Origin of the sequence: Blastococcus brunescens (assembly GCF_035320885.1) — a bacterium.
GTDB lineage: Bacteria > Actinomycetota > Actinomycetes > Mycobacteriales > Geodermatophilaceae > Blastococcus_B > Blastococcus_B brunescens.
The window spans coordinates 3315121-3332119 of record NZ_CP141261.1; the positions used below are offsets into that span (position 1 = coordinate 3315121).

At 72.5% G+C, this 16999-nt stretch carries 15 protein-coding genes and 3 pseudogenes; 5 read left to right on the top strand and 13 right to left on the bottom strand.

The window, feature by feature from the left end:
* Positions 1-34 precede the first annotated feature (34 nt).
* From U6N30_RS35670 to U6N30_RS22330, 11 genes and pseudogenes are all read right to left on the bottom strand, one after another.
* Positions 35-505: pseudogene (locus tag U6N30_RS35670) on the bottom strand (electron transfer flavoprotein subunit alpha/FixB family protein); the annotation flags it as partial.
* A gap of 33 nt (positions 506-538) precedes the next feature.
* On the bottom strand, positions 539-1318 hold the full coding sequence (locus U6N30_RS22285; protein ID WP_324274003.1) for an electron transfer flavoprotein subunit beta/FixA family protein: 780 nt from the start codon (positions 1316-1318) through the stop codon (positions 539-541).
* A gap of 14 nt (positions 1319-1332) precedes the next feature.
* Entirely contained in the window at positions 1333-2499 is a 1167-nt protein-coding gene (locus U6N30_RS22290) for a PLP-dependent cysteine synthase family protein (protein ID WP_324274004.1), read from the bottom strand.
* A gap of 175 nt (positions 2500-2674) precedes the next feature.
* Positions 2675-2851, bottom strand: a complete 177-nt coding sequence (locus U6N30_RS34445; RefSeq protein ID WP_422677969.1) for an RGCVC family protein — start codon at positions 2849-2851, stop codon at positions 2675-2677.
* A gap of 106 nt (positions 2852-2957) precedes the next feature.
* Positions 2958-4073, bottom strand: a complete 1116-nt coding sequence (locus U6N30_RS22300) for an ABC transporter ATP-binding protein (protein WP_324274006.1) — start codon at positions 4071-4073, stop codon at positions 2958-2960.
* The gene (locus U6N30_RS22305; RefSeq protein WP_324274007.1) at positions 4070-4318 is read right to left on the bottom strand and encodes a hypothetical protein; all 249 of its coding nucleotides are present in this window, start codon (positions 4316-4318) and stop codon (positions 4070-4072) included. Before U6N30_RS22305 ends, U6N30_RS22300 begins: the two co-directional genes overlap by 4 nt.
* Before the next feature lie 50 nt (positions 4319-4368).
* Entirely contained in the window at positions 4369-4956 is a 588-nt protein-coding gene (locus U6N30_RS22310; protein ID WP_324274008.1) for an ABC transporter permease subunit, read from the bottom strand.
* Positions 4944-6959 carry an extracellular solute-binding protein gene (locus U6N30_RS22315; RefSeq protein ID WP_324274009.1) on the bottom strand — a complete coding sequence of 672 codons (2016 nt, stop codon included), beginning with the start codon at positions 6957-6959 and terminating at the stop codon, positions 4944-4946. The genes U6N30_RS22310 and U6N30_RS22315 overlap by 13 nt, the downstream gene beginning before the upstream one ends.
* A gap of 245 nt (positions 6960-7204) precedes the next feature.
* Complete coding sequence (locus U6N30_RS22320) at positions 7205-7939, bottom strand: enoyl-CoA hydratase/isomerase family protein (RefSeq protein ID WP_324274010.1); 735 nt, start codon at positions 7937-7939, stop codon at positions 7205-7207.
* A gap of 99 nt (positions 7940-8038) precedes the next feature.
* Positions 8039-8434: an ATP-binding cassette domain-containing protein gene (locus U6N30_RS22325; protein ID WP_324274011.1), complete on the bottom strand. Its 396-nt coding sequence runs from the start codon at positions 8432-8434 to the stop codon at positions 8039-8041.
* A 174-nt stretch (positions 8435-8608) separates the two neighbouring features.
* The gene (locus U6N30_RS22330) at positions 8609-8722 is read right to left on the bottom strand and encodes an ATP-binding cassette domain-containing protein (protein ID WP_324274012.1); all 114 of its coding nucleotides are present in this window, start codon (positions 8720-8722) and stop codon (positions 8609-8611) included.
* Positions 8723-8932: 210 nt separating this feature from the next.
* Between U6N30_RS22330 and U6N30_RS22335 the strand changes: the two genes are divergently transcribed.
* The 3 genes and pseudogenes from U6N30_RS22335 to U6N30_RS22345 all read left to right on the top strand — a co-directional run bounded on the left by U6N30_RS22335 (position 8933) and on the right by U6N30_RS22345 (position 11090).
* Entirely contained in the window at positions 8933-9634 is a 702-nt protein-coding gene (locus U6N30_RS22335) for a hypothetical protein (RefSeq protein ID WP_324274013.1), read from the top strand.
* A pseudogene (glgX, locus tag U6N30_RS22340) lies at positions 9523-10668 on the top strand (glycogen debranching protein GlgX); the annotation flags it as partial. The gene U6N30_RS22335 and the pseudogene glgX, both read left to right, overlap by 112 nt.
* A gap of 158 nt (positions 10669-10826) precedes the next feature.
* Complete coding sequence (locus U6N30_RS22345; protein ID WP_324274014.1) at positions 10827-11090, top strand: hypothetical protein; 264 nt, start codon at positions 10827-10829, stop codon at positions 11088-11090.
* 88 nt (positions 11091-11178) lie between these two features.
* On the opposite strand, the gene U6N30_RS22350 is transcribed toward U6N30_RS22345, so the two are convergent.
* Positions 11179-11736, bottom strand: coding sequence for an FHA domain-containing protein (locus U6N30_RS22350; RefSeq protein WP_324274015.1), 558 nt, complete (start codon positions 11734-11736; stop codon positions 11179-11181).
* A gap of 519 nt (positions 11737-12255) precedes the next feature.
* Positions 12256-14984: pseudogene (glgP, locus tag U6N30_RS34450) on the bottom strand (alpha-glucan family phosphorylase).
* Here glgP and U6N30_RS35675 point away from each other — a divergent pair.
* On the top strand, positions 14953-16095 hold the full coding sequence (locus U6N30_RS35675) for a maltotransferase domain-containing protein (protein WP_479690530.1): 1143 nt from the start codon (positions 14953-14955) through the stop codon (positions 16093-16095). The pseudogene glgP and the gene U6N30_RS35675 overlap by 32 nt on opposite strands.
* Before the next feature lie 368 nt (positions 16096-16463).
* Positions 16464-16985 carry a hypothetical protein gene (locus U6N30_RS35680; protein ID WP_479690625.1) on the top strand — a complete coding sequence of 174 codons (522 nt, stop codon included), beginning with the start codon at positions 16464-16466 and terminating at the stop codon, positions 16983-16985.
* Positions 16986-16999 lie beyond the last annotated feature (14 nt).

The following is a 16999-nucleotide window of genomic DNA, read 5'->3' on the forward strand; positions in this document are numbered from 1 at the left end:
CCTCGGCGGCGGCCGCGGGGGCCGGCTCCGGAGTGACCGAGTTGCCGCGCAGGGTGTAGATCGGCGTGCCGACCGTGACCTGGGAGTGCACGATCGTCGCGCCGGCGAACGCGACCTGGGTCGCGGTGCCGTCGGCGGCGATCTCGGTGACGTCGGTCAGGAAGCCGCTGCCGGTCTTGATGGCCAGCCGGCCGGCGATCTCCTTGCCCTCCGGGGAGGACGGGATCACCACGGCGGCCGGCGACCTCTCGCTGACCAGCTGCGCCAGGACCTCGGCCTTGGGGGCCACGAGGTAGCCGTCGATGTCCTCGGACTCCGCGACGTAGACCTTCGCCGCGCCGTACTCGGCCAGGGCGTCCTTCACGCCGGCCGCGGTGCCGGGCGCGCCGAGGACGACGGCCGACGGCTCACCGAGCGCGCGGGCCGCGGTCAGTGCCTCCAGGGTGGTCTTGCGAACGCCGCCGCCGGCCGCGTTCAGCTCGGCCAGAACCAGTACCTCTGCCATGGGAGTGCTCCTCTTCCTTCGGTCCGGGCCGGGTCAGACGATCTTCTGGCTGGCGAGGAACTCGACGAACTTCTGCGCGCCGTCGCCCTCGTCGGGAACCTTCACGCCCTCGCCCTTCGGCGGGCGGCCGGCGAAGTCGAGGACCTTGCTGGTGGCGTTGGCCAGGCCGACGCTGCCGACGTCCAGGCCCAGATCGGCCAGCGACCTGGTCTCCACCGGCTTCTTCTTCGCGGCCATGATCCCCTTGAAGGAGGGGTAGCGCGGCTCGTTGATGGTGTCCCAGGTGGACACGATCGCCGGCAGCGGCGCCTCCACCGCCCAGTAGCCGCCGTCGGTCTGCCGCTCGATCCTCGCCATGCCGCCCTCGACGGTGAGCTTGCGGGCACCGGACAGCTGCGGGATGCCCAAGCGCTCGGCGACCAGCGCCGGCATGACGCTCAGCTGGGCGTCGGTGGCCTCGGCGCCGCAGAGCACGAGGTCGTACTCCAGCTGCTGCAGGGCCGCGGCGATGACGCCCGAGGTCTGCACCGCGCAGGACCCGTGGATCGCGTCGTCCACCACGTGCACGGCCTTGTCCGCACCCATCGACAGCGCCTTGCGGATGGCGTCGGTCGCCGAGTCCGGGCCGACGGTCAGCACGGTGACCTCACCACCCTCCCGGTCGCGCACCAGCAGCGCCTCCTCGATGGCGTACTCGTCCATCTCGTTGATGACGTTGTCGGCCGAGGCACGGGCGACGGTGTTGTCGGACGGGTCCAGCTTGCGCTCGCTGCCGGAGTCCGGGACCTGCTTCACAAGAACGACGATGTTCATCGCGCTGACCTTCCTCAGGACGCGTTCAGGACGCGGGCACGCGGGCCCGCCTGGCTCCGACTATGGAGGTTACTGGCTGGTAACGCCGCCGCGGTACGAGGGCGGGTGAGGAGGGTCACGCCGGGCCGCCCCGACCGCACGCGGCGCCGGGCCCCCGCCGGCCGGTGCGGCTCAGGTCGCCGCCCGGTGGGCCCATTCTGTTCCGACCGGCCCGTCAGCGGGCGCGCCATTCCCCGTCGCGGCGAAGTCGGCCAGCGTCGCGGCGTGCGGCGCCAGGTCCAGACGCTGCCCCACCACCCACTCGTCGGAGTAGTAGGTGTGGGCGTAGCGCTCGCCGCCGTCGCACAGCAGGGTGACCACGCTGCCGGTGCGGCCGGCGGCGACCATCTCCGCGACCAGCTGGAACGCCCCCACAGGTTGGTGCCGGTGGACCCTCCGGCCCGGCGGCCGGTCGTCCGCTCGAGTTCACGCATGGCCGCCAGGGAGGCGGCATCGGGGACGCAGATCATCCGGTCGACGATGGTCGGGACGAACGACGGCTCCACCCGCGGCCGGCCGATCCCCTCGATGCGCGAGGACAGGCCGGTCGCCGTCGCCGGCGCGCGGTCGCGCCAGCCGGGGAAGAACGAGGACCCCTCCGGGTCGACGACGGCCAGCCGGGTGGGCAGCCGCCGGTACCGCAGGTAGCGGCCGATCGTCGCGCTCGTGCCGCCCGTCCCCGCGCCGACCACGACCCACTCGGGCGTCGGGTACCGCTCCAGCGCGAGCTGGCTGAAGATCGACTCCGCGATGTTGTTGTTGCCCCGCCAGTCGGTGGCCCGCTCGGCGTTGGTGAACTGGTCCAGATAGTGGCCACCGCACTCCGCCGCCAGCTGCCGGGCCTCGTCGTAGATGTCCGCCGGCCGGTCCACGAAGTGGCACCGTCCGCCGTGGAACTCGATCAGCTCGACCTTCTCGGGGCTGGTCGACGCCGGCATCACCGCGACGAACGGCAGTCCGAGCATCCGGGCGAAGTACGCCTCGCTCACCGCCGTGGACCCGCTGGAGGACTCCACGACGGTGGTGCCCTCGGTGATCTGCCCCGAGCACAGGCCGTAGAGGAACAGCGACCGTGCCAGCCGGTGCTTGAGGCTGCCGGTGGGATGGGTCGACTCGTCCTTGAGGTACAGCTCCACCCCCACTCGGGCGGGAGCGGGTACACGAGCAGGTGCGTGTCGGCGCTGCGCCGGGCGTCGGCCTCGACCGCGGCCACGGCGCGGTCCACCCAGGCGCGACCCGCCGGGTCCGAGCGGTCGACGTCCGTGGGTGCGCCTCCGGGGTCAGTCACCCCGGCATGATCGCGCACCCACCGGCCGATCAGGTCGGGCAGACGCACCCGCGGGTCGTGCCTGAGCCGGAGCCGGACGGCTGGGTCGCCTGGCAGAAGCGCAGCGAGATCCGGTCGTGGTCGGCCATCGGGTGCGGGCAGACGGCGCAGGAGGAGGCCGTCGCGACGGGTGCCGGGGCCAGGGCCACGGACGGGGCGGAGGACATGGGACGACCTGACTGAGCCGGAGCTACCGGCACGCGGTGGGCGTGCTCCCGGCCCGGCACCGGCGCACAGGGCCGGTGCTCGACGTGAACCAGAACGACCCCGACGCTACGCCCCGGCACGCGACTGGGCGGCCGCCTCGGCCGGCACGGCCAGAACCGCTCGCTCCGCGGGCGTCACGACGACGGCAGCGCCCGGGGTGAGGTCGCCGCTGGTGGCGCTGGGCACGTCGACCCGGACCTCCGTGCCGTCGGCGAGGGCCACGAGCACCCGGGTCGACGCGCCGGAGAAGGTCCGCGTCACGACCCGTGCGGGCCCGGTGGGATCCGCCGTCACCACCAGCGCCTCGGGACGCACCAGGGCGACGACCTCGACCGGCCCGGGCGCCGGGCCGGCCAGGGGACGGCGCACACCGAGCAGCTGTACCTCGCCACCCGAGACCGTGGCCGGGACCCGGTTCATCGTGCCGACGAACTCCGCGACGAACGCCGTCGCCGGCCGCTCGTAGAGCTCGTCGGGGGTGTCGACCTGCTCGAGCCGTCCGCTGCGCAGAACGCCGACGCGGTCGGCGACCGACAAGGCCTCGGCCTGGTCGTGGGTGACGAAGACCGTGGTGATGCCGAGCTCGAGCTGGATCCGGCGGATCTCCTCGCGCAGCTGCACGCGGACCTGTGCGTCCAGCGCCGACAGCGGCTCGTCGAGCAGCAGGACCTGCGGCGCCACCGCCAGCGCCCGGGCCAGCGCCACCCGCTGCTGCTGGCCGCCCGAGAGCTGGTGCGGATAGCGGGCGGCGCGGTCGGCCAGGCCGACCAGGTCCAGCAGCTCCGCCGCCCGGGCGGTCTGCTCGGTCTTCGGGCGCCGCCGCACCCGCAACCCGAAGGCGACGTTCTCGGCGACCGTGAGGTTCGGGAACAGGCTGTAGGCCTGGAACACCATCCCCATGTCCCGCTTGCTGGCCGGCACGCCGGTGACGTCGCGGCCGTCGACGAGCACCCGGCCGCCGTCCGGCTGGTCGAAGCCGGCGATCGCCCGCAGCGCCGTCGTCTTGCCGCAGCCCGACGGGCCCAGCAGCGCGAGGAACTCGCCACCGGCGATGTCGAGGTCGAGGCCGTCGAGGGCGACCACCGAGCCGTAGCGGCGGGTCAGCCCGTCGAGCCGGATCGGCACGCCCGGGCGGTCCCGGAGGTCGGCCGGCCCGGCGACCCGGGCGGACACGGCGGTCATGAGGTCTCCTTCGTGCCGCGCCGGCGGTCCAGCGCGGAGATCATCAACAGCAGCAGCCAGGTGACGAGGAGCGAGAGCACCGAGACGGCCACGGAGAGCTGCGGCTGCGAACCGGAGATCCGGAGGATCCAGGTCGGGAACGTCTCGAACCCGAGGATGTTGGCGACGGTGAACTCGCCCAGCACGAGGGCGACGGTGATGAAGGAGGCGTTCAGCACCGACGTGCGCAGGACCGGCAGCACCACCGAGACCAGGACCCGCGGCCAGGACGCACCCAGGTTGCGCGCGGCCTCGGTCAGGGTCCGGAGGTCCGCCCCCGCACACCGGCGTCCAGCGCGCGATACACGAACGGCAGCGCGAGGACGACGTAGACGAGGACCAGGATCCACGGCAGCGCCGGCTCCTGGAGGGCGAAGAACGCCTCGGCCAGCCAGGTGTTCAGGAAGTAGTCCGGCGCCCAGGCCAGCACGCTGCGCACGCCGACGACCAGCGCGATCGGGGGCAGCACGAGCGGCATGAGGGTGAGCAGTTCGACCGTCGTCCGCAGCCGGGGAAGCCGGAGGTCCACCAGCACCACGGTCGGCACCATGAGCAGCAGCGCGAGGACGACGGTCAGCCCGGCCAGGGCGAGCGAGCGGGTGAACGAGTCCGCGAAGCCCTCGGCGCTGGGGATCTCGGCGTAGGTCCCCAGCGAGACGCCGTCGCGCTCGCGGACGGTGTACCAGACCGACGCGGCGATCGGCACGAGGAAGTAGACGCCGAGGACGGCGAGCACGGCGTACCGCCAGGCACCCGCACCGCGACGTCCCGGGCGGACAGGGGTCTCCGGCGCGACCCCGCCGGTGCCGGCGACGCTCTCGGCCAGCGCCGTCACGAGAGCCACCGCTGGGTGCGGCGCTGCACCCAGGCGTAGAAGATCATCACCAGGCCGATGAGCAGCACCATGCCCAGCGCCAGGGCCTTGCCGAGGTTCTCCGAGCCGACGACGACGTTGCTCGACAGCGCGTCGGCGATCTGCAGCGTGACCAGCGGGATGCTGCTGCCGACCAGTGCCCGGGCGGTGGCGTATGCGGCGAAGGCCGAGGCGAACAGCAGCATGGTCGCGCCGATCACCGGCGGGGCGAGGACCGGCCCGCCGACGTACCGCCAGTACTGCCAGCCGGTCGCTCCCAGGTTGTCCGCGGCCTCCCGCCACTGCGGCCGCAGCGCCTCCAGTGCCGGGACGATCGTCAGCACCATCAGCGGGATCAGGAAGTAGAGGTAGACCAGCGCCAGCCCGGTCATCGAGTAGAGCGAGAAGCCGCCGAGGCCCAGACCGAGGGTGTCGGTGAGCAGCGCGGTGACGACGCCGGAGGTGCCGATCGTGGCGATGAAGGCGAACGCCAGCGGGATGCCGCCGAAGTTCGCCAGCACGCCGGACGCGGTGAGCACCAGCCGGCGCAGCAGCCGGCCCCGGCGGGCGCGCAGCACGGCGACGGCGAGCGCCAGCCCCAGCACGGCGCCCAGGACTGCCGTGATCGCCGACAGCTGCAGGCTGCCGAGGTAGGACCGCCCGTAGGGCCCTCGGTGACCGCCCGGACGGAGGCGGTCGACCAGCTCTCCTCGAACGTGACCGGGTCGGTCGCGCGGAACGCCTCGACGGCGAGCACGCCGATCGGCAGCAGCAGGAACGTCGCGACGTACAGGAAGAACGGCAGCGCGCCGAGGACGACGAGCACGCGGCCGCGCCGGCCCCTCCTGCGAGGGACCGGCGCGACCACGTCCTGCGATGCGGTGATCAGCCGGAGATCTCCGCGTTCCAGCGCTCGGCCACGACGGCCTGCGCCGCCGTCTGCTGCTCGTCGGTCGGGAACTCGACGTCGCCCTCGACCTCGGGCAGCGCCGCCAGGGCCTCGGCGTCGGCGGTCCCCGCCTCTTCCATGTCCGGCAGCCGGACCGGACGGGAGCCGCCCTCCAGCCAGATGTTCTGGCCGTCGTCGCTGTACAGGAACTCCTGCCACAGCCGGGCCGCCGCCGGGTGCGGGGCGAACGCGCTGATCGCCTGGCTGTAGTAGCTGCCGAACACTCCGTCGGAGGGGACGGCGACCTGCCACTCGACGCCCTGCTCGGCGAACTCCTCGGTGAAGGAGGCGTTGAGGTAGTCCCAGTCGATGGAGATCGGGGTCTCGCCGCTCTCGATGGTCGCGGGGTGATCTCGACCGGGTTGAAGTTGCCGGCGTCCTTGATCTGCGTGAAGAAGTCGATGCCCGGGCCGATGTCGTCCAGGCTGCCGCCGTTGGCGAGCGACGCCGCCCACACGCCGCTGAACGCCGCCGCGGCCTGCGTCGGGTTGCCGTTGAGGGCCACCTGACCGGCGTACTGCGGGTCGAGCAGCTCGGCGAAGGTGGTCGGGCACGTCTCGACCACCGAGGCGTTGCAGCCGATGGAGATGAAGCCGCCGTAGTCGTTGAACCAGTGGCCGTCGGCGTCCTTCTGGTTCTCCGGGATCTCGTCCCAGGTCTCGACCTTGTACGGCGCGAGGAGGCCCTGCGCCTGCGCCTGGCGGGCGAAGGCGGTGCCGAGGTCGAGGACGTCGGGCGCGCGGTCCTGACCGCGCTGGCTCTCGACGGCGTTGAGCTCGTCCTGGCTGGAGCCGTCGGGGCTGGCGCTGTTGATCTCGATGTCGTACTTCTCGCTGAAGGTCTCCAGCATCTCGCCGTAGTTCGCCCAGTCCGGGGGCAGGGCGATGACGTTGAGCGTCCCCTCTTCCTGCGCGGCCTCGATGAGGGCGTCCATCCCGCCGAAGTCCTCGGCCGAGGTGGCGGTGGCGGCGTCGGACCCGTCGCCGCCGCCCGAGGACCCGCCGTCGTCGGAGCCGCAGGCGGTCAGCACGAGTCCGGTCGTCACGACGGCGACCGCGGCTCGCAGGGTGGTTCCTCGCACATGTCCTCCAGGTAGTGGCGCCGTGCCTGCCCAGCGCCTGTTGACGCTGGGCGGCCGGCGTCGAGATTGTGGCCGACCCGCCCCGCCCAGGGGCGGTCACGGCACACGAACGTGGGGTGAACCCTCGCCGGATCGGGTCACCGGCCGCTGTCCACCGCATCAGCGGCCCGAGAACTCTGCCTTTCCCGGGCCGCTCTCGAGGAACGAGCTCATCCCGGTCTTCTGGTCCTCGGTGTCGAACAGCTCGGCGAACAGCCGGGTCTCCAGTGCGAGCCCGTCGTCGAGGGTGCCGTCGAGCCCCCGTCGATCGCGCGCTTGGCCGCGGCGAGGGCCAGGGGCGGGCCGGCGGCGAACTTCCTCGCCATGGCCACGGCCGTCGAGTACACCTCGTCGTCGGGCACGACCGCGTCGGCGAGCCCGATCTCCAGCGCCTCCTCCGCTCCGACGTGCCGCCCCGTGAAGACGAGGTCCTTGGCCTTGGCGGGACCGACCAGCCGCGCGAGGCGCTGCGTACCGCCCGCACCGGGGATGATGCCGAGCTGGATCTCGGGCTGGCCGATCTTCGCGTTCGCGCCGAGCACCCGGAAGTCGGCGCACAGGGCGAGCTCGTAGCCGCCGCCGAGGGCGTAGCCGGTGATCGCGGCGATGACCGGCTTGGGGATGTGCGCGACCGTCCGGAAGGAGGTCTGCAGCTCGGTCCCCCACTCGGCCATCTGGCCGGCGTCCAGCTGCGACATCGCCTTGATGTCGGCGCCCGCGGCGAAGACCCGCTCCCCGCCGTAGATCACGACGGCCCGCACGTCGGCGCGGTCGGCCGCCTCGGTGGCCGCGGCCCGGACCTCCCGGTGCAGCTGCTCGTCGATCGCGTTCATCTTCGGCCGGTCGAGGCGGATCGTGCCGACCCCGTCCTCCACCTGCAGGGTCACGAACTCCGGGTCAGTCATGCAGGCACCCTATGACCCCGCCGGAAGGAGTCGGAACCGCGTGCATGCGCACGAGGGTCATCGCCCGTCGCGTGACCGCCCCGGTGCGCACGATGGCCGTCATCCCGCCCGGCGGGCGGTGAAGCGGCCGTCGGTGCGGGTCAGGGACAGCGGCAGGCCGAAGGTCTCCGACAGCGCCGCGGCGGTGAGGACGTCGTCGGCGGCGCCGGAGGCGACCACCTCGCCCCCGCGCAGCAGCAGCGCGTGGGTGTACCCGGGCGGGATCTCCTCGACGTGGTGGGTGACCAGCACCTGGGCCGGCGCGTAGTGGTACTTCGCCAGGCCCGACAGCCGCGCCACGAGGTCCTCCCGGCCGCCGAGGTCCAGCCCGGCGCCCGGCTCGTCGAGCAGCAGGAGCTCGGGGTCGGGCATGAGGGCGCGCGCGATCTGGGTGCGCTTGCGCTCGCCCTCGCTCAACGTGCCGAACGGACGGTGGGCGTACTGGGCGACCCCCACTGCTCCATCAGCATCCCGGCGCGGGTCAGGTCGTGGACGTCGTACCGCTCGCGCCACCGGCCGACCACGGCGTAGCCGGCCGAGACGACGATGTCGCCCGTCGTCTCCGAGGGGCGATGCGCTGCGCCAGGGAGGCGCTGGTCAGCCCGATGCGCGGCCGCAGCTCGAAGACGTCTACCGCGCCGAGGGCCTCCCCAGCAGTCGCACCTCGCCACGGGTGGGGTGCATCTGCGCCGCGGCCAGCTGCAGCAGCGTCGTCTTCCCCGCCCCGTTGGGGCCGAGGACCACCCACCGGTGGTCGGCCTCGACGGTCCAGCCGACGCCACGCAGGAGGTGGTTGTCCCCCGGACGACGTCGACCCCGGTCATCCCGACGACCGCCTCACCGGCGGCTGCGCCGCCCCCACCCAGCCCACCGACGCTCGACACGCCCCCATCCAACCAACCCGGAGGCAGCGACCTGCGGGTGCATCGGCTCCGGACTTGGCACGATCGCGGCATGAGCGGACCAGGGACCGACCGCACGGGCGCCGATCGGGGCCGCGAGGTGCTGCCGGGCAGCCCGGCACCCCTCGGCGCGGTCTGGGACGGCACGGGCACCAACTTCGCGCTGTGGTCGGCCGGGGCGCAGGCGGTCGACCTCTGCCTCTTCGACGCCGACGGCACCGAGCACCGCCACCGGCTCGAGGAGACCACCCACCAGGTGTGGCACGGGCGGGTGCCCGGGGTCGGTCCCGGGCAGCGCTACGGCTACCGCGTCCACGGCCCCTACGACCCGGCGGCCGGGCTGCGGCACAACCCGGCCAAGCTCCTGCTGGACCCCTACACCCGCGCCGTGGACGGCGACCTGTCCCTGGACGCGGCACTGTTCGGCTACCCGGAGGACGTGGTCGACAGCACGGCCCGCGACGACCGTGACTCCGCTCCCTACGTGCCGCGCGGCGTCGTCGTGCACGACCCGTTCCCCTGGGACGGCGACCGGCCGCTGCGCACCCCGTGGTCGGACACCGTCATCTACGAGCTGCACGTCAAGGGGCGACGGCGACCCATCCCGACGTGCCCGCGCACCTGCGCGGCACCTACGCAGGGCTCGCCCACCCGGCGTTCGTCGAGCACCTGCAGTCCCTCGGGGTGTCGGCCGTCGAGCTGCTCCCGGTGCACCACTTCGTCAGCGAGCCGCACCTGCTCCGGCGGGGGCTGACCAACTACTGGGGCTACAACACGCTCGGCTACCTCGCGCCGCACGCGGCCTACAGCTCCTCGGGCAGCGGCGGCGGGCAGGTCCTCGAGTTCAAGACGATGGTCAAGGAGCTGCACGCCGCGGGCATCGAGGTGATCCTCGACGTCGTCTACAACCACACCGCCGAGGGCGACCACACCGGCCCGACCCTGTCCTTCAAGGGCATCGACAACGCCGGCTACTACCGGCTCGACGGCGGCAACAAGTCCCGGTACACCGACTACACCGGCTGCGGGAACACCCTCGACGTCCGCCGTCCCGCCGTCCTGGCGCTGCTCATGGACTCGCTGCGGTACTGGGTCACCGAGATGCACGTCGACGGCTTCCGGTTCGACCTGGCCTCGGCGCTGGCCCGCTCGATGCACGACGTCGACCGGCTGTCGGCCTTCTTCGACGTCGTCCACCAGGACCCGGTCGTGAGCAACGTCAAGCTGATCGCCGAGCCGTGGGACGTCGGTCCGGGCGGCTACCAGGTGGGCAACTTCCCACCGCCGTGGACGGAGTGGAACGGCAAGTACCGCGACACCGTGCGCGACGTCTGGTCCGGCGCGCACGTCGGCGTCCGGGACCTCGCGTACCGGCTCACGGGCTCCTCCGACCTCTACCGCTCCGACGGCCGGCGTCCGTTCGCCTCCATCAACTTCGTGACCGCCCACGACGGCTTCCCGATGCGCGACCTGGTCACCTACGAGCACAAGCGCAACGAGGCCAACGGCGAGGACAACCGGGACGGCGAGAGCCACAACCGCGGCTGGAACTGCGGCGTCGAGGGGCCCACCGACGAGCCGGAGGTGCAGGCGCTGCGCGACCGGCAGGTGCGCAACCTGCTCACGACGCTGCTCGTCTCGACCGGCGTACCGATGCTCACCGCCGGCGACGAGCTCGGCCGCACCCAGCAGGGCAACAACAACGCCTACTGCCAGGACAACGAGCTCTCCTGGATCGACTGGAGCGACGTCGACGAGGACCTGCGCTCCTTCGTCGCCCGCCTCGTGCGGCTGCGGCGCTCGGCACCGGTGCTCCGGCAGGAGGCGTTCTTCGAGGGCACGAGATCCCGGGCACCGGCGGCACCCGCGACCTCGCCTGGTTCGCGCCGGACGGCGGCCAGCTGTCCACGCAGGACTGGTTCGACACCGGCCTGCAGACCCTCGGCATGTACCTCGACGGCCGCGGCATCCGGCACCGCGACGAGCATGGCCGCCCGGTGGTGGACGACTCCTACCTGGTCCAGCTGCACGCCGGGCCGGCGCCGGTCACGGTCGAGCTGCCAGGACCGCCGTGGGCCGACGGCTACGAGCTTCTCGTCTCCACCGAGTACGCGACCGGCGCCCCGCCGCGGACGACGATCGTGGCGCCCGGCCCGGTCGAGCTCCCCGGCCGCTGCGTCTGGCTGCTCCGCGTGCTCCGGAGGCCGTGACGGGCTGTCTCCCCGCGGATCACCCAGGCATAGGTACCTTTACCTGCGTCTTCGAGGCGGGAACGCAGGTATAGGTACCTATGCCTGGTTACTCGGTGGGCTGCTCGAAGGTGATGACGGTCCAGCCGAGCAGGAGACGGTCACCGTCGGACAGCGGGTGGGCGACACCCGGCTCGAGCTGCGTCCACTCGGTCGCCTCGGGCCCCGCGACATGCGTGCCGTTGAGCGACCCGAGGTCGATCAGCGACACCTCGCTGCCCGAGCGCGACAGCGCGGCGTGCGCCGAGGACAGCACGTTCTGCGTGTCGGCGATCGGCACCGGCCGGGCGCCACCGCTGGTCACCATCTCGTGGTTGTCGGGACGGCGACCCAGCACGATGTCCTCGTCGACGGTGACGACCATGCCGTCGTCGAAGCGGAGCACGGGGGCCGACGCCTTGTCCGGACGCCAGAACGCCGTCTGCTCACCGGAGTCCGGCGCGGCGACGGCCCGGCTGGCACCGGAACCGAAGCCGGCATCGGATGCGGCCGTGAACGACGACGGAGCCGCCGGCGGCACGGCCGAGGACGACGACGGGGCCGGCGCCGCGAGCTGCAGCATCGCGCCCGAACCGGGGACGGTGCCCTCGACCAGGTCGAAGGACACCCCCGGCGGCATCTGCGGCGCGGCCTGGCCGGGGCCGACGTAGAGGGTCTGGCCGAGCTGGAAACCGGAGGCGAGAGTGCCCCCTCCACCGCGGAACCGGACACCGGCACGCCGTCGACGGCCGGCTGGCCCTTCCCGGACCAGAGGGCGACACCGGTGCCGGTGCCCCCGTCGTGTCGGCGATCACGAGGGCGAAGGAAGCAGCACCGTGGGCGAGGGAACCCACCTGGCCGGCAACGGCGGCGAGCACGCGGTCGGCGCCGGGACCCGAGACGCCGAGGCAGGCGTGGAGGGCGGCGACGAGCGCGGGCGAGCCGGGAGCGTCGACCCACAGCAGTCCGCCGCCGCGGCGGGCGACGACAGAATCTCCGGGGAGCACTTCACAGCGGTCAGGCATGGCCTCCAGCCTAGTGATCGACATGCGCTCTCGGCGCGCGCGCGATCCCGCCACGCCGGGCCATCACCACGTTCCGCGAGGTGGATGGGACACGCGTGGTGAAAGTGTCTGGTGCACAACGTTCACGCGCTGCTCACCACCCCGAGCTCGGCAGGATCGGCCATGCGCTCTGAGTGCGGGAGCACGCGCACCGTGTAACCGAATGCACCCGTCCGCTCGAGCGGGACGGTGGCGGTGAACCAGTGCCGGGAGCCGTCGGTGTGCTCGTGCGCCATGGGCACGCTCGTCACGTCGTGCAGCCCGTCGGCGTCGTCCACCCGGCCGTAGGCCGCCTGCACCTGCACGTCGCCGGGCGCGAGACCCGGCAGCTCCACCTCCGCCCGCAGGGCCAGGCTCGTCCCGATCTCGGGGGTGTCGCCCGCCCCGGTCGCTTCGACGTGGGCCACCCGCACGTGCTGCCAGTTCGACAGCAGGTGGCCGCGCCACGCCGCCTCCTCGCGGGCCGGCGCGTAGCCGTCACCGGCCATGACGCGTGCGGAGCCCGCAGCCGGCACGTAGAGGGCCTGCACGTAGTCGCGCACCATGCGGGTCGCCAGCACCTTCGGCCCGGTCTCCCGCAGCGTGTGCCGCACCATCTCCACCCAGCGGGCGGGGACGCCGTTGGCGTCGCGCTCGTAGAACCGCGGCAGGACCTGGTTGTCCAGCAGGTCGTAGATGGCCCGCGCCTCGACCTCGTCGCGCCGGTCGGCGTCGCTGACGCCGTCGGCCGTGGGGATCGCCCAGCCGTTCTGGCCGTCGAACCACTCGTCCCACCAGCCGTCCCGGATCGACAGGTTCAGCCCGCCGTTGAGGGCGGCCTTCATGCCGGACGTGCCGCACGCCTCCAGCGGGCGCAGCGGGTTGTTCAACCAGACGTCGCAGCCCCAGTAGAGGTAGCGCGCCATCCCGATGTCGTAGCCGGGCAGGAAGGCGATGCGGTGCCGGATCTCCGGGTCGTCGGCGAACTCGACCATCTGCTGGATCAGCTTCTTGCCGCCGTCGTCGGCCGGGTGGCTCTTGCCGGCGATGACCAGTTGGATCGGCCGCTCCGGGTCCAGCAGCAGCGCCTTGAGCCGCGCCGGGTCGCGCAGCATCAGGGTCAGCCGCTTGTAGGAGGGCACCCGCCGCGCGAAGCCGATGGTCAGCACGTCGGGGTCGAACGCGGTGTCGGTCCAGCCCACCTCGGCCTCGGTGGCGCCGCGGTAGAGCGCGGTCTCCCGGATCCGGCGGCGGACCTCCTCGACCAGCCGACCGCGCAGCGTGCGGCGGACGCTCCAGAGGTCGGCGGCCGGGATCGTGTCGACCCCGTCGAAGTGCACCGGACCGTCGACCGACATCGGGTCGCCCTGGCTGCTCGTCTGCGTGCCCATCTCGACCAGCTCGCGAGCGGTCCACGTGGGGGCGTGCACGCCGTTGGTGATCGAGCCGATCGGCACGTCCCCTCGTCGAAGCCCGGCCACAGGTCGCTGAACATGCCTCGGCTCACGTGCCCGTGGAGCTCGCTGACCCCGTTGGCGCGCTGGCCCAGGCGCAGCCCCATGTGCGCCATGTTGAACTTCGTCGGGTCCTCCTCGGCCCCGAGCACGAGCAGGTCGTGCATCGGGACGCCGAACCCGGCGAAGTACCGCTCGATCAGGGCCTTGGGGAAGCGGTCGATCCCGGCGGGAACCGGCGTGTGGGTCGTGAAGACCGTGCCGGCGCGCACCGCCTGCAGCGCCTCGGGGAACGACAGCCCGTGGGCCTCGCTGAGCTCCCGGATCCGCTCGATGCCCTGGAAGCCGGCGTGCCCCTCGTTCGCGTGGAAGACCTCGGGCAGCGGCGTCCCGGTGAGGCCGCAGTACGTGCGCACGGCCCGGACGCCACCGATGCCCAGCAGCATCTCCTGGCGGAGACGGTGGTCCTCGTCGCCGCCGTACAGCCGGTCGGTGACCAGCCGCTCGACCGGCGCGTTCTCCTCGATGTCGCTGTCGAGCAACAGGAGGGACACCCGGCCCACCTGCGCGCGCCAGACGTGGGCGTGCAGGGTGCGACCCTCCGGCAGCGGCACGGTGATGACCGCGGCCGAGCCGTCGGGCTCGCGCAGGAGCTTGACGGGGAGACCGTGGGGGTCGAGGGACGGGTAGTGCTCGAGCTGCCAGCCGTCGGCGGACAGGCCCTGGGTGAAGTAGCCGGCGCGGTAGAGCAGGCCGACGCCGATCAGCGGCACGCCGAGGTCGGAGGCCGCCTTCAGGTGGTCACCGGCCAGGATGCCCAGGCCGCCGGAGTACTGCGGGAGCACCTCGGTGATGCCGAACTCGGCGGAGAAGTAGGCGATGCTCTTCGGCGCCTCCGCCCCGAGGGACTGGTACCAGCGAGGCGTCGCCAGGTACTCCTCCAGGTCGTCCACCGCGTCCTGGAGGCGGCGGAGGAACCGGCGGTCCTTGGCCAGCTGGGCGAGGCGCTCGGCCGACACCTCCCCGAGCGCCTTGACCGCGTCGCCGCCGCAGCTCTGCCAGAGGGCGGGGTCGAGGGTCTCGAAGAGGTCACGCGTCTCCGGGTGCCAGGACCACCGGAGGTTCATCACGAGCTGGGACAGGGGGTCAGGGGTTCGGGCAGCGCCGCACGGACGGTGAACCGACGAAGAGCACGCACCGGCCGAGACTAACCAGCCGACGGCGGACCGCCAGGGGTAGCGAGGAATTGCCTGCCCGACCCCGACGGCCGCCCTGACGGGTGAGGTTCCTGGGGTGGGACGAGAGCCGAGGTGCTGGTGGGGCAGGACCTCAGTAGCGTGGTCGGCGATGACTGGCCGCGCTGACCTCCGCCTCGGCATCTCCGATGTCGCCCCCGTCGTGTCCTGCGGGTCCTTCTCCGCCCGAGCGGTGGTGGGGGAACACCTGCCGATCACGGCCACCGTCTTCCGCGAGGGCCACGACGCCGTCGCGGCGAACGTCGTCTGGACCGCACCCGGTGCCGACGACTCGACGGGGCCCTTCCTGCGCATGGCGAAGCTCCCGCCCGAGCCCGACCGCTGGATCGCCACCGTGGTGCCCGACCGCGAGGGCCGCTGGTCCTACCGCGTCGAGGCGTGGAGCGACCCGCTGGCCACCTGGCGGCACGCCGTCGAGGTGAAGGTCGAGGCGGGCCAGGGCGCCGAGGAACTCGCCAACGACCTCGAGGAGGGCGCCCGGCTGCTCGATCGCGTCGCCGAGGAGGCCGACGCCGAGTGGCGCGACCGCGTCACCGGTGCGGCCGCCGCCCTGCGCGACACGTCGCAGGAGCTCACCGTCCGCATCGCGCCCGCCCTCGCCGCGGGCCTGCAGCGCTACCTGCACGAGCACCCGGTGCGGGAGCTGGTCACCCGCTCCCCGGAGTACGAGGTGTGGGTCGACCGTCCGGTAGCGCTGTACGGCTCCTGGTACGAGTTCTTCCCCGGTCGGAGGGCCCCGTCGTCGGCGGGAAGCCGACCCACGGCACCTTCGCCACGGCCGCTGACCGGCTGCCCGCGGTCGCCGAGATGGGGTTCGACGTCGTCTACCTGCCGCCGATCCACCCGATCGGCTCGGTCAACCGCAAGGGGCCGAACTCGAAAGAGTTCCCGGGCGGGAACCCGCACGAGATCGGGCCGGACGACGTCGGCTCCCCGTGGGCCATCGGCAGCGCCGAGGGTGGGCACGACGCGGTCCACCCCCAGCTCGGCACGATGGACGACTTCCGGGCCTTCGTCGAGCGCACCCGCGAACTCGGCATGGAGGTGGCGCTGGACTTCGCGCTGCAGGCCGCGCCGGACCACCCCTGGGTCGAGGCGCACCCGGAGTGGTTCACGACCAAGCCCGACGGCACGATCGCCTACGCCGAGAACCCGCCGAAGAAGTACCAGGACATCTACCCGGTCAACTTCGACAACGACCCCGAGGGCATCTACGCCGAGTGCCTGCGGGTGATCCGGGTCTGGATCGAGGCCGGCGTGAAGATCTTCCGCGTCGACAACCCGCACACCAAGCCGCTGAACTTCTGGCACTGGCTGATCTGGGAGGTCAAGCAGACCGATCCGGACGTGCTGTTCCTCGCCGAGGCCTTCACCCGGCCGGCGATGATGCACCAGCTGGCGCGCATCGGCTTCACGCAGTCCTACACGTACTTCACCTGGCGGACCGAGCGCGGCGAGCTCGAGGAGTACGGCACCGAGCTGGCCGTCAACAGCCACTACATGCGGCCGAACTTCTTCGTGAACACCCCGGACATCCTCCACGAGTCGCTCCAGTTCGGCGGCCCGCCGATGTTCAAGATCCGCGCCGTGCTGGCCGCCATGATGAGCCCGACCTGGGGCGTCTACTCCGGGTTCGAGCTCTTCGAGCACGTCGCCGTGAAGCCGGGCAGCGAGGAGTACCTCGACAGCGAGAAGTACTCGCTGCGCCCGCGCGACTGGGCGGCCGCCGAGGCCTCGGGCCGGAGCCTGGCGCCCTACCTGCGCCGGCTCAACGAGGTCCGCCGGGCGCACCCCGCGCTGCAGCAGCTGCGCACGCTGCGCTTCCACGCCGTCGACAACCCGAACCTGCTGTGTTTCTCGAAGACGGATCCGGGGTCCCAGGACGCCGTGCTCGTGGTGGTCAACCTGTCGAGCCACAACGCGCAGATCGGGACGACGTCGCTGGACCTGCCCGCCCTCGGGCTGGACTGGCACGAGCGGTTCGGCGTCACCGACGAGCTCACCGGCGCCCGTTACGACTGGGGCCAGTTCAACTATCTGGAGCTGGACCCCTACCGGGAGCCGGCCCACGTCTTCGCGGTCTCCTTCCCGCGGCCGGTCCAGTTCCCGCCGCCCGTCTCCTAGTCCGCCGACCGCCC